This is a genomic window from Streptococcus infantis (genome assembly GCF_000960085.1).
GTDB lineage: Bacteria > Bacillota > Bacilli > Lactobacillales > Streptococcaceae > Streptococcus > Streptococcus infantis_C.
Window position 1 is genome coordinate 148405 of the sequence record NZ_JYGT01000008.1, and the last position, 12038, is coordinate 160442.

A 12038-nucleotide genomic window follows, 5' to 3' on the forward strand; every position below is an offset into this window, starting at 1 on the left:
TTCCCCTTAGCGTTTTGACAATTTTTCTTCGATGGTTGCAATCATTTCTTCACGAACTTCTTTGACTGGAATCTCAACAATTACGGAGCCAAGGAAACCGCGAACAACCAAGCGTTCTGCAGTCGCTTTATCCAAACCACGACTCATGAGGTAGTACATGTCTTCTGGATCTACTTGACCGATAGAAGCCGCGTGTCCCGCAGTTACGTCATTTTCATCAATCAAAAGAATTGGGTTAGCATCTGAACGAGCTTGGTCCGAAAGCATGAGAACTCGGCTTTCTTGTTGGGCGTCTGCTCCTTTGGCACCCTTAATGATGTGTCCTATACCGTTAAATGTCAAGGTTGCTTTTTCAAGAATAACCCCATGTTGAAGGATATTACCAATAGAGTTGGAACCATAGTTAGTCACTCGAGTATCAATCCCTTGAACCTGACGGCCACTTGAAAGTGCTACGACCTTGAGATCTGCATGGCTACCATTACCAATCAAGTCACTATCAAAGTCAGCAACGACATTTCCTTCGTTCATGACACCGATAGCCCAGTCAATACTTGCATCGTTGCCCAATTTCCCACGGCGGCTAATGTAGGCAGTAACGTTTTCGCCTAGGCGGTCAATCGCTGCAAACTTCACTTGTGCGCCTGAACGTGCAATGACTTCTACTGTGATATTGGCAGTTACCTTAGCACTACCTTCACCACGTGACTCCAGACGCTCAAGGTAGCTAATCTTACTGTTCTTACCAGCGATAATGAGGATATGCTTGTTAAATGGCACATCGCTATCGCTGTCTTGGTAGAAAATACCTTCAATTGGTTCTGTGATTTCTACGTTATCTGGAATGTAGAGAACAGCACCACTGTTAAAGTATGCTGTATGGTAGGCTGCCAACTTATCATCATCGTATTTCACTGATGACATGAAAAATTCTTCTACGAGTTCTGGAATTTCTTCTAGAGCTGAGTGGAAGTCTGTAAAGACAACTCCTTGTTCAGCCAACTCAACTGGAATTTGTTCAAAAACAGTTTGAGTTCCAACCTGCACCAACTTCAAGTGATTGTCTAGAGCAGTGAAATCAGGAACATTTGCTGACGGTTCACTTTCTGTAATAGTTCCATCACCAAGATTCCAACGGTGAAATTTTACACGCTCAATGACTGGCAATTCCAAACTCTCAATCTTATCAAACGCTTTTTGACGGAGGTCTGACAACCAGCTTGGTTCAGCGTGCATTTCTGAAAAAAGTTTAATAGTTTCTTTAGTCATTTACTTCTCCTAAAAGATACGAGGGAATTACAATTCTTCCTTGTAGTCATAGCCAAGTTCTTCAGCTAGTTTCGCGTATCCTTCACGTTCCAAGCGTGCAGCCAATTCTGGACCACCAGAAAGAACAACACGACCTTCCATCATCACGTGTACCACATCTGGTGTGATATAGTTCAAAAGACGTTGGTAGTGAGTAATGATCATAGCACCAAAACTTTCACCACGCATAGCATTCACACCTTTTGAGACAACTTTAAGGGCATCGATATCAAGACCTGAGTCAATCTCATCAAGAAGGGCAAAAGTTGGTTCCAACATCAAGAGTTGTAGAATTTCATTACGTTTTTTCTCACCACCAGAGAATCCTTCATTAAGGTAACGCTCAGCCATTTCTTCTTTCATGTTGAGCAATTCCATTTTTTCATCCAATTTAGTGATGAACTCTCGAACTGAAATCTTTTCGTCATCTTCTTTACCAGCATTCATGGCTGCACGAAGAAATTCAGCATTTGTGATTCCAGGAATTTCTGATGGGTATTGCATAGCAAGGAAGAGTCCCATGCGAGCACGCTCGTCCACTTCCAATTCAAGGATATTTACACCGTCAAACAAGACTTCACCTTTAGTGACTTCATAGTTTGGGTTTCCCATAATTGCAGCTGAGAGAGTAGACTTACCTGTACCATTTGGTCCCATGATAGCTGCAATTTCTCCTGTTTTAAGAGTCAGATTGACCCCTTTTAAAATTTCTTTTCCTTCAATTTCAACATGAAGATCTTTGATCTCTAATACTGACATGATTGTTCCTTTCTTTTTATCCTTTTTACTGTATTCACCTGAAACTTAACCTTTTTAAATCCCTAGAAAAACACGGTAAAATGTCAATAAATATACCTTAATAGTATAACAAAAAAAAGCCTAAAAGGCTTTTATTTTGTCTAGAAGCTAGGAGCTACTTCTTCCCTTGAAAATGATTATCTATAGCGCTCACAATTTTACCCATGATATAGCTTACTCGAAGATTTCTCAGGATCAAAATAGCCCAAAGTAAGGCCACGATATACCGTTGCTCCATGATGGATTCATTAAAGAAATAAGTCTCAGCAGCAGTAAATAAGGCCATGATAATGAATTGTTGTCTGTTCATAGTCTTCTACCACAAATTCCTTTTAGTCTTCTGTTATCGTCACTTTATCTGCTAAAAATTCAAATCCTTGAGGAAGAATTGATTCCTCTGACTCCTCCTTAGAGACTTGTTCTTGAGAACCTTTAGCTCTGCTTGAAAATGCAGCTCGAACTTCCTTCCATTCTTCCATAGAAATAGCAAGAATCTCTGGAGAAAATCCAGCAGCACGACTAAGAATATTGCCAAACATGGTGTTAAGATTGTCTCGTTTCATGGTTTGACCAGCATTGAAATTCGATTCAAAAGCTAAAATAGCATGATGTTCATTTGCTGCAACAGGTTGGGAACCAGCTAAAAGTGCCTTGTCTGGCCCAGATAAGCTTTCAATGACTTCTCCCCAAGCGTTCTGAAGACGAATTAGGTTTTGACGAGCTAAGTCTGGATTTTCTACCGCTTCTTGAAGAATAGACTGTACCTTATTTCGGTCTACACGATAGATGGACTTACTGTTCGTTGGACGACTCGGTGTCGAAACAGATTGTTTTGGGGTAGACCCTACATTAGCAAGCGCTTGTTTCAATCGTGCAACTTCTTCTCGAAGAGAAGATAGCTCTTCAGCAACCTCACCCGAAAGTTCTGGTTGGGAATCAATTTCTGCCAAACGAATAGTCATCATTTCAGCATAAATCTTAGGTTGTAAGCTAGCCTTAATATCAGCCAGACTTTTAGTAGCAAGACTAATCATCTCAAACAAGATATCCTGCGGAAGGTTTAAATTTCTCTCAAATACATCACTATGGTGAGTATTCTCTCCACCTGCTTGAACAATTAAGATATCACGTAAGTATTGTAGTAAATCCACTACAAACCGTGTCATGCTCTTTCCATTCTCAAATATTAAGTCCAGATTTTCTAAGGCAGCTGTTACATCCTTTTGAGCTAAAGCAGCCACGTAATGATCTAAGGCACTTAGACTAATAGTACCCGTAATTTCTTCTGAAACAGCTGTTGTAAGAGTAGGTTCTTGTGTTAAGCTTAATGCTTGGTCTAGAATTGACAAGGCATCCCGCATCCCGCCTTCAGCTCGTCGAGCAATAATTTCAACAGCTTCTGTTTCATAATCAATCCCTTCCTTTTCCAAAATCTGGAAGATATGATCACGAATATCCTGCGTCTTAATAGACTTAAACTCGAAGCGTTGAACGCGAGACAGGATAGTTGCAGGAATTTTATGCAACTCTGTAGTCGCCAGTATAAAAACGACATTTGGAGTAGGTTCTTCCAGTGTTTTCAAAAGGGCATTAAAGGCACCTGTTGAAAGCATGTGGACCTCGTCAATGATATAGACCTTGTACTGAGCTATACTCGGAGCATAAGTTGATTTGTCACGAATATCACGGATTTCATCAACTCCATTATTAGAAGCCGCATCCATCTCGATAACATCTTCCAAACTTCCTTCTGTGACAGCTTGACAGATATAACAGTTATTGCAAGGTTCTCCCCCTTCTTGATTCGGACAGTTCATCGCCTTGGCAAAAATCTTGGCTACACTGGTTTTACCTGTTCCACGAGGGCCTGAAAATAGGTAGGCATGACTGATTTTATCTTGTTCCACAGCCTGTTTAAGGGTTCGAGCAATAACTTCCTGGCCCACTAGCTGTGAAAAATTTTGACTTCTATACTTTCGATAAAGCGCCTGATACATTATGCTTTCTCCTCAAACATTGAAAATGTCCATTCTGTTTTTTCTAACAAAATGGCAACAAACTCTTCTAAATACTGTTGATCAATGTGATCATAATCATCTACATAAGATGAATCCAAATCTAACACTCCGAGAAGCTGTCCATCTTTTACCATTGGAAGAACAATCTCACTACGAGCACTACTATCGCAAGAAATATAGTTGGGATAGGTCTTTACATCCCCAACGATAACTGTTTGACGGCTAGCCGCAGACTCCCCACAAACTCCTTTTCCAAGGGCGATTCTAACACATGAAACTCCACCCTGAAAAGGCCCTAAAATAAGCTCATTCCCGTCATATAAATAGAATCCTGCAAAAACAGTATGAGGAAAGTTCATTTTTATGAGTGCACTGGCATTTGAAAGATTAGCTAACACATTTGACTCGGTATCTAAAAGCGCAGCGAGTTGGGCATTTACCATCTGATAAACTGATTCTTTTTCGGAATATAACATAAAACCATTATATCAAAAAATACTAGTTGAAAAAAGAAAAATCCCTTGTTTTAACAACAAAGGATTTGTAATTAAATCTAATTGATTAAAGTTCGATATCACCGAACAAGTCAGCCATTGAGAATCCAGTTTGAGTTTCTGGAAGTTCAAAGTCACGTTTTTCTTGACGTTTTGGACGACGTGGACGTGGAGCACGTTTTTCTTCGTTTTGTCCTTCTTCTTGAGCTGGACGTTCTTCAAGAGCCTTGATAGAAAGTGAAACGCGTTCTGCGTCAGCGTTAACATCAAGAACTTTAACAGTAACTTCTTGACCAACTGTAAGAGCTTCTTTTGGATTTTCAATACGTTTGTGTGAAATTTGTGATACGTGAACAAGTCCATCGATACCTGGCAATACTTCAACAAACGCACCAAAGTCAGTCAAACGTTTAACTGTACCTTCTACAACGTCACCTTTAGCCAATTTTTGCTCAACGCCATCCCATGGTCCAGGAGTTGTTGCTTTAAGTGAAAGTGATACACGTCCTTCTTCTTCGTTAAGATCAAGGATTTTCACTTCAACTTCTTCACCAACAGTTACAACTGATTTAGGTGAAACGTTACGTTCGTGTGACAATTCAGTCAAGTGAACCAATCCATCAACACCACCAAGGTCGATGAAAGCACCGAAGCTTGTGATACGTGCAACTTTACCAGTTACAACATCACCAACAGCCAATTTACCGAATACTTCAGCACGAGCTGCAGCAGTAGCTGCTTCTACAACTTCACGACGTGAAAGGATGAAGCGGTTTTCTTTAGGGTCAACTTCTTTGATTTTAGCTTCAAATTCTTGACCTACAAAACGCTCAGTGTTACGTACGAAACGAGTGTCCAACATTGAAGCTGGGATAAATCCACGCAACCCTTCAAATTCTACTGAAAGTCCACCTTTAACAGCGCGAGTTCCTTTAACTGTAACAACTTCTTCTTCGCGTCCTACAAGTTTGTCCCATGCTTTGCGAGCTTCAAGGCGTTTTTTAGATACAAGGTATGTTACTGTATCAGTATCTTTACCAACTACTTGACGAAGTACAAGAACGTCAAATACTTCACCTACTTTTACAAAGTCATTGATATCTGCATCGCGATCGTTTGTCAATTCGCGAAGAGTCAAGACACCTTCAACACCAGTTCCTGAGATTGCAACGTTAGCTTGATTAGCATCAACTGTCAATACTTCAGCACTAACAACATCACCAGGTTCAACTTGGCTAACGCTATTTAGCAAATCTTCAAATTCATTCATCTAAAAAATCCTCCAACAATCAAGTTTTTTAACTTGACATACTTATAATTTTTTTCCTAAGCACCCGCAACGACATGAACATCTCGAACGTCCTTCAATTATAAAAATAAAATACCCTAAGATATTTTTCTTTTTATCTTGAATTTATTACCTAGAAACTGGGGTAGCTGGATTCGAACCAACGCATGAGGGAGTCAAAGTCCCTTGCCTTACCGCTTGGCTATACCCCAAAAGTGAAATGGAGAGAGAGGGATTCGAACCCCCGAACCCGAAGGAGCGGATTTACAGTCCGCCGCGTTTAGCCTCTTCGCTATCTCTCCGATAATGAACAAAATCTATTATATCATGAAAAATTGCAAAAAACAAGCACTATTTTGCTAAATTATAGTTTTCAATCAATATTTCCACAGCTTTTTCAAGATTTTTGTAAAAACTATCGACATTTCCATTCTTTATAATAGCAAATTGGTTATCTAGTTCGGCAATTTCACCAATCAATTTTTTGCCAATCGTTAATGTATAACCATCATAGTTATCTTTTCCAACTACTACTTTAGCATCTGACAACTGAATCTCAATTTTTTTATCTTTTTTACTCATACAATACCTCTTTTCACTTTTTCTATTTTACAAGAAATTCCCCAATCTCGCAAGAAAAAACTCTCTACCAAGCTAATCTTGGTAAAGAGTTCCTAGAATCTTCTAGAGAATTTTTTTCCTTGAATTTTAGTCAATTAATGGGTTGCTCCACCAACTATTTTCAAGTCCTTATCTTTGTAGTCCACGATAGCACCAATCGCAGCTTCGATTCCTTTGACGATATCAGCTAAATTCATAGATGCAGTATTCGGTTTGTTTATCACCTGTCCTGTCATATAAGGAATATGCATAAAACCTGCTCTCATATTCGAAAACTTTTTATCCGCTAAATAGAGAGCCTGATACATCAAATGGTTGCAAACAAAGGTTCCAGCTGTATTGGATACTGTAGCTGGCAGCCCTACCTCTTTTATGGCTTGTACCATTGCTTTGATAGGGAGGGTGCTAAAATAGGCAGCTTCTCCATCTAGGCGAATAGGTGTATCAATCGGCTGATTTCCATCGTTATCTGGAATTCTAGCATCATCTTGGTTGATGGCAACTCGTTCAGGAGTTAAACTAGCTCTACCTCCTGCTTGTCCGATGCAAAGTACCACATCTGGTTGATAACGGACAATTTCTGTTTCTAAAACCTCTGCTGATTGATAAAAGACTGTTGGAATCTCTACCCAGCGTATCTCCGCTCCATGAATTACAGACGGCAATGATTTAACTGCTTCCAGAGCTGGATTGACCTTTTCACCACCGAAAGGATCAAAACCTGTAACTAATATTTTCATTTTATTTCCTTTGCTAAAACGCCAAATAGTACATTAAAAATACATGTAGGATTATCATGATAACAGCCACTCCTACTTGCGCTTTGATAACGCCATTTGGATCTTTCATCTCCAAAAGTGCTGCCGGTAATGCATTAAAGTTAGCAGCCATTGGAGTCAGTAAGGTCCCACAGCAACCTGCTGTCATTGCAAGTGCAGCGGCTACGATTGGATCAGCTCCCAAGGCAAATACAAAGGGAACACCAATTCCAGCAGTAATGACTGTGAAAGCCGCAAATGCATTCCCCATTATCATGGAAAATAGAACCATCCCAAGGACATAAGCTACCACTCCCATAAAACGACTACCCGAAGGAACTATACCGCTTATCAAGTTAGAAATCAAGTCTCCAACTCCAGCTACAGTAAAAATAGCACCTAAAGCTCCTAAAAGCTGCGGAACAATACCACTAGTTGAGACTTGCTGAACCATGCGATTGTTTTCTACTAACAAGCTTTTAGGATGACTTTTAGTAATTAATAAGAGAGAGATGGTTGCAAAAAATGCTGCAAGACTGATAGCAATCTTACTAAATTCAGGAAACATTTTTGCTAATACCAAAGCGATTAAAGCCATTAACATGACTGGAATAAAAATTTTATTCTTTAACCGTTTAGCTTCAAATTTTGCCTTGACTTCATCCAGAGTCGGTAAGGTTCCTATACGAACCTGTTTAAAAAGAGTCAGTAGAGCTAAGAGCACTACGATTACTCCAATATAGAGAGACGGTAGATAGGAACCACCAATAAAACTGATGCCCAATAAAACCCAAAACCCAGCTGTTCCATATCGAACTGGGTTTGTTTTGTCTTTATAGCTACAATAGGCCGTATGAAGAAATTGACAACCAATCACAATATAGGTTAACTCTAATAACTGTCTTGCTAGTTCGGTCATTCTTCTTTTCCTTTGCTAAGCTTATTCGTTAGCAGTCTTCTATCAAATAGGTAATTGTAAATCCCTACCACAAACAGGGCAACTCCTGCAACAATAAGAGAAGCCGAAGCGATACCTGCATAATTACTTTCGTAACCTAATTGGTCCAGAGTGCCCCCAACTAAGAGGACACCACCTGCACCAACGAAAGTATTCTGAGCAAAGAAATTTGCAAAATTATCATTTGCTGCTGCACGCGCTTTTAGCGCTTCGCTTTCCCGCTCTGTTAATTTTCTACCTAATTGTGACTCTGCTGCTGCTTGTCCCATGGGTTGAACCAAAGGCCTTACAAACTGCGGATGTCCTCCGATACGAATGGCAAAGAAGCTGTCAAGTTCCCGAAAAAAGAAATAAACGGTATAAAAACTTCCTACGGTCAGCCCCTTTATCCTTTGAATCAAATCAATCGACCGTTGCTTGAGCCCAAAAGTTTCAGATAAACCTACCAGTGGCAAAGTCACTATAAAAATCGTCAGAACTCGTTGATTACTAAATTCTTTTCCCAAAATTTCCAAGAACTCAACAAGAGAAACTCCAGAAACTAGAGCTGTAACTAAACTAGCTAAGACTACCGTTGCAATGGTATCTAATTTATAGATAAAACCAACCACAATGATAAGTATCCCTATTAGTTTAATCCATTCCATATAGGCCCCTTTTCCAAAATACTAGTATGGTTTATTTGACATGACTTTCTAGTTCTTTTTGGTATTTATTGTTTGATTCCAATTTCTCTTTTTGCCATTTTTCAAGAGCTGCTTGATATTCTTTAGCAGATACAATCTCTTTTTGCAATTTCATGCCCTTGAAGATATATGGATCACCCTTGATACCTACTTGTGAGTATGGTTTAGAGAATGGAACGACGTTGCTGACTACTGGTGAGCCTCCTGATGAAGCTGTCGGCATCAAGAGAGAACTATCAGTAAGCCATGCTTGAGCTTTGGCATATTTTTCATATCTCTTGTCCAAGTCATTTGTCTCAGAAACCGCATCATCCAAGAGTTTCTTGTATTCGTCCAGACCAAGTTGAGCTACTACTTCCTTGTCTTTACCTTTCGTAATACCAAGGTGTTTCATAGCAGAACCAGTCTTAGGATCCATGATATTTAGATAACTTGCTGGGTCTTGATAGCTTGGAGCCCAACCAGTACTATTCAAGTCATAGTCTTTCTGAGCAGGAACACGTGCTTGTGATGTAATACTTTCCTTTTCATTGTCAGTCATCTGAAGTACGTCAATCACGACATTTTCAGAACCAAGAGTTGACTCGATTGATTGTTTAAAGGAATTGCTTTGTTGAACTGCAATTGTATCTGTTTGCTCAACTGGGACATCCAAGTGAATTGGGAAAGTTACACCTTTTGCTTCCAATTCTTTCTTAGCTTTCTCAAACGAAGCTTTGGCTTTATCAGGATTGTAGATGGTATCTTTTCCGTCTACAAGCTCAATGCCTTTCCATTGGTCGCCGTAGTTAACCAATTCTGCTTGAGCGATGTCACCAAAGTTTTTACCGCCAGATTGTACAAAGTTATCTGGAACTAGGCTGTTACGAATAATCTTATCCGCACCATCTTCACCATTGAGCTGTGCAGCATAAGAATGACGGTTGAAGGCAAAGTTGATTGCTTGACGGAAATCCTTGTTCAACATTGCTTCTTTTGTGGAAGTTTTTTGTTCTTCGCTTGTTTTTGCTGTCTTATTGTATGATTGACGGTTTACGTTAAACGTGAAGTAATAACTAGTTGAATCCTGTGGACTGTAGGTGATTTTATCTCCGTATTGTTCTAAAGTAGAAGCAAAGTTTGAGCTACTTGGGAAGATACGAGCTGTTGTATAAACACCTGAAGAGAAACTACGGATCAATGATTCTTGGTCTGAACCATCATAGTAGGTCAATTTAACCTTCTCAATTTTAACCTTCTCTTTATCCCAATAATTTGGATTCTTTTCGTATTCGATTAAAGATTTTGAAGTCAAAGTCTTCAAGATATACGGACCGTTATAAAGGATACCAGATGGGCTGACTGCTCCGTAATTTTTACCTGAAGCTTTGAGGAATTCTTCATTTACAGGCAACATAGTTGCTGAGGTCACTTTTGAATTCCAGAAACTTTCAGGTGCATTAAGAGTGTACTGGACTGTGTAATCGTCCAATGCCTTAACCCCAACTGTTGAGAAGTCGTTAGTCTCACCAGTCATATATTCATTCAAGCCCTTGATGGAGTTTTGAATAAGAGTGACACCGTCTGATTTACCATCTGCAACGTGTTTCAATCCTGTGACAAAGTCATGCGCAGTTACTTCAGCGTATTCTTCACCCTCTGAAGTATACCATTTAACTCCTTTACGAAGTTTATAAGTATAAGTCAAACCGTCTTGTGAGATGCTCCAATCCTCAGCTAGAGATGGAACCAAATTTCCGTATTCGTCATTTTCCAACAAACCATCAACGACGTTACCGATGATATCCGTTGTTGAAGTACGAGTTGCGATACTGTAGTCCAAAGATGATGGGTCTACTCCATAGACGTAAGAGAAGGTTGTAGGTGCGTCTGCTTCCTTGTCAGCTTTACCACAAGCCACAAGAAGAACTGCTGTACTCAGGACAACTCCTGCTGTTAACATCCATTTTTTCGTTTTCATAAAGATCTCCTTTAATAATTTTTAATCTACTTTTACAATCCAGCCTTCTGGTGCTTCAATGTCACCAAATTGGATACCTGTCAATTCATCGTATAGTTTACGAGTTACTGGACCAACCTCTGTTTCACTGTAGAAAACATGGAAGTCATCACCGTGTTGGATTCCCCCAATAGGTGAAATTACGGCTGCAGTACCACAGGCACCTGCTTCTACAAATCGATCCAGACTATCAATTGGCACATCCCCCTCAACAGGTTTCAAGCCCAAACGATGCTCTGCCAAGTAAAGTAATGAGTACTTGGTAATGGATGGCAAGATTGATGGACTCAATGGGGTTACAAACTCATTGTCAGCTGTAATCCCAAAGAAGTTTGCTGAACCGACTTCTTCAATCTTGGTGTGGGTTGAGGGATCTAGATAAATAACATCTGAGAAATGACGGGATTTAGCCATTTTTCCTGGTAAAAGACTGGCTGCATAGTTACCACCGACCTTAGCAGCCCCTGTTCCATTTGGTGCAGCACGGTCATACTCATCTTGAATCAAGAAGTTTGTTGGAACCAATCCACCCTTAAAGTAATTTCCAACTGGCATCGCAAAGATGGTAAAGATATACTCCTCTGCTGGTTTTACACCAATGATATCTCCGACACCAATCAAGAGTGGACGGAGGTAGAGGGTTCCACCAGTTCCATAAGGTGGTACGTATTCTTCATTGGCACGAACAACTGCTTTACATGCTTCTACAAACATTTCTGTTGGAACTTGAGGCATCAAAAGGCGATCACAAGTACGTTGTAGACGTTTAGCATTTTCATCTGGACGGAAGAGTTGTACGCTACCATCCTTTGTACGATAGGCTTTCAATCCTTCAAATGCTTGCTGTCCATAGTGAAGACTTGGAGATGATTCTGAAATATGCAAGGTTGCATCTTCTGTTAATTCCCCTTGTGTCCATTGTCCATCTTTAAAATAAGCGATATAACGATAAGGTAGTTTCATATAGGAAAAACCGAGATTTTCCCAATCAATCGTAACTGTCATGATAATCTCCTTTATTCTAATCAGGCTTTGTGTTCTATTCTACACTATTCTCCTAAAAATTCAAGTATTATTTGTAATTTTCTGAAAATTTTGCTCATAAAAAAT

12 protein-coding genes and 2 tRNA genes are annotated in these 12038 nt (G+C 39.8%); all 14 read right to left on the bottom strand.

All coding sequences use genetic code 11. The annotated features are described in order from the left end of the window. Nucleotides 1-6 precede the first annotated feature (6 nt). The 14 genes from sufD to TZ94_RS05820 all read right to left on the bottom strand — a co-directional run bounded on the left by sufD (nt 7) and on the right by TZ94_RS05820 (nt 11933). The gene (gene sufD, locus TZ94_RS05755; protein WP_045615099.1) at nt 7-1269 is read right to left on the bottom strand and encodes a Fe-S cluster assembly protein SufD; all 1263 of its coding nucleotides are present in this window, start codon (nt 1267-1269) and stop codon (nt 7-9) included. Between the two features lie 27 nt (nt 1270-1296). Next, nucleotides 1297-2067: a Fe-S cluster assembly ATPase SufC gene (gene sufC / locus TZ94_RS05760; protein ID WP_045615100.1), complete on the bottom strand. Its 771-nt coding sequence runs from the start codon at nt 2065-2067 to the stop codon at nt 1297-1299. Between the two features lie 154 nt (nt 2068-2221). After that, nucleotides 2222-2416: a DUF3272 family protein gene (locus TZ94_RS05765; protein ID WP_045615101.1), complete on the bottom strand. Its 195-nt coding sequence runs from the start codon at nt 2414-2416 to the stop codon at nt 2222-2224. A 22-nt stretch (nt 2417-2438) separates the two neighbouring features. Continuing rightward, nucleotides 2439-4103 carry a DNA polymerase III subunit gamma/tau gene (gene dnaX, locus TZ94_RS05770; protein WP_045615102.1) on the bottom strand — a complete coding sequence of 555 codons (1665 nt, stop codon included), beginning with the start codon at nt 4101-4103 and terminating at the stop codon, nt 2439-2441. Continuing rightward, nucleotides 4103-4600 (bottom strand): GAF domain-containing protein, encoded by a 498-nt coding sequence (locus TZ94_RS05775; RefSeq protein ID WP_045615103.1) that lies wholly within the window; start codon nt 4598-4600, stop codon nt 4103-4105. Before TZ94_RS05775 ends, dnaX begins: the two co-directional genes overlap by 1 nt. Nucleotides 4601-4685: 85 nt before the next feature. Beyond that, complete coding sequence (gene rpsA / locus TZ94_RS05780) at nt 4686-5888, bottom strand: 30S ribosomal protein S1 (RefSeq protein WP_006145742.1); 1203 nt, start codon at nt 5886-5888, stop codon at nt 4686-4688. A gap of 158 nt (nt 5889-6046) precedes the next feature. Then, nucleotides 6047-6118: transfer RNA gene (locus tag TZ94_RS05785), tRNA-Gln, on the bottom strand. A gap of 9 nt (nt 6119-6127) precedes the next feature. Beyond that, nucleotides 6128-6208 (bottom strand) — tRNA-Tyr (locus TZ94_RS05790). Nucleotides 6209-6257: 49 nt separating this feature from the next. Beyond that, a complete protein-coding gene (locus TZ94_RS05795; protein ID WP_006154105.1) occupies nt 6258-6488 on the bottom strand; it encodes a DUF2969 domain-containing protein in 231 nt (76 codons plus the stop codon). Nucleotides 6489-6622: 134 nt separating this feature from the next. Then, nucleotides 6623-7267, bottom strand: a complete 645-nt coding sequence (pcp, locus tag TZ94_RS05800; RefSeq protein ID WP_045615104.1) for a pyroglutamyl-peptidase I — start codon at nt 7265-7267, stop codon at nt 6623-6625. Nucleotides 7268-7280: 13 nt separating this feature from the next. Further along, nucleotides 7281-8204 carry a DUF979 domain-containing protein gene (locus TZ94_RS05805; protein WP_045615105.1) on the bottom strand — a complete coding sequence of 308 codons (924 nt, stop codon included), beginning with the start codon at nt 8202-8204 and terminating at the stop codon, nt 7281-7283. Continuing rightward, complete coding sequence (locus TZ94_RS05810) at nt 8201-8890, bottom strand: DUF969 domain-containing protein (RefSeq protein WP_045615106.1); 690 nt, start codon at nt 8888-8890, stop codon at nt 8201-8203. The genes TZ94_RS05805 and TZ94_RS05810 overlap by 4 nt, the downstream gene beginning before the upstream one ends. A 31-nt stretch (nt 8891-8921) precedes the next feature. Then, nucleotides 8922-10889: a peptide ABC transporter substrate-binding protein gene (locus TZ94_RS05815; RefSeq protein WP_045615107.1), complete on the bottom strand. Its 1968-nt coding sequence runs from the start codon at nt 10887-10889 to the stop codon at nt 8922-8924. Between the two features lie 21 nt (nt 10890-10910). Then, entirely contained in the window at nt 10911-11933 is a 1023-nt protein-coding gene (locus TZ94_RS05820) for a branched-chain amino acid aminotransferase (protein ID WP_016465685.1), read from the bottom strand. Between the last annotated feature and the right edge of the window lie 105 nt (nt 11934-12038).

Bases quoted from the DNA above. Each gene is read 5' to 3' on its own strand.
- sufD (WP_045615099.1), bottom strand. From the start codon at position 1,269: ATGACTAAAGAAACTATTAAACTTTTTTCAGAAATGCACGCTGAACCA.
- sufC (WP_045615100.1), bottom strand. From the start codon at position 2,067: ATGTCAGTATTAGAGATCAAAGATCTTCATGTTGAAATTGAAGGAAAA.
- TZ94_RS05775 (WP_045615103.1), bottom strand. From the start codon at position 4,600: ATGTTATATTCCGAAAAAGAATCAGTTTATCAGATGGTAAATGCCCAA.
- TZ94_RS05815 (WP_045615107.1), bottom strand. From the start codon at position 10,889: ATGAAAACGAAAAAATGGATGTTAACAGCAGGAGTTGTCCTGAGTACA.
- pcp (WP_045615104.1), bottom strand. From the start codon at position 7,267: ATGAAAATATTAGTTACAGGTTTTGATCCTTTCGGTGGTGAAAAGGTC.
- TZ94_RS05805 (WP_045615105.1), bottom strand. From the start codon at position 8,204: ATGACCGAACTAGCAAGACAGTTATTAGAGTTAACCTATATTGTGATT.
- rpsA (WP_006145742.1), bottom strand. From the start codon at position 5,888: ATGAATGAATTTGAAGATTTGCTAAATAGCGTTAGCCAAGTTGAACCT.
- dnaX (WP_045615102.1), bottom strand. From the start codon at position 4,103: ATGTATCAGGCGCTTTATCGAAAGTATAGAAGTCAAAATTTTTCACAG.
- TZ94_RS05820 (WP_016465685.1), bottom strand. From the start codon at position 11,933: ATGACAGTTACGATTGATTGGGAAAATCTCGGTTTTTCCTATATGAAA.
- TZ94_RS05795 (WP_006154105.1), bottom strand. From the start codon at position 6,488: ATGAGTAAAAAAGATAAAAAAATTGAGATTCAGTTGTCAGATGCTAAA.
- TZ94_RS05765 (WP_045615101.1), bottom strand. From the start codon at position 2,416: ATGAACAGACAACAATTCATTATCATGGCCTTATTTACTGCTGCTGAG.
- TZ94_RS05810 (WP_045615106.1), bottom strand. From the start codon at position 8,890: ATGGAATGGATTAAACTAATAGGGATACTTATCATTGTGGTTGGTTTT.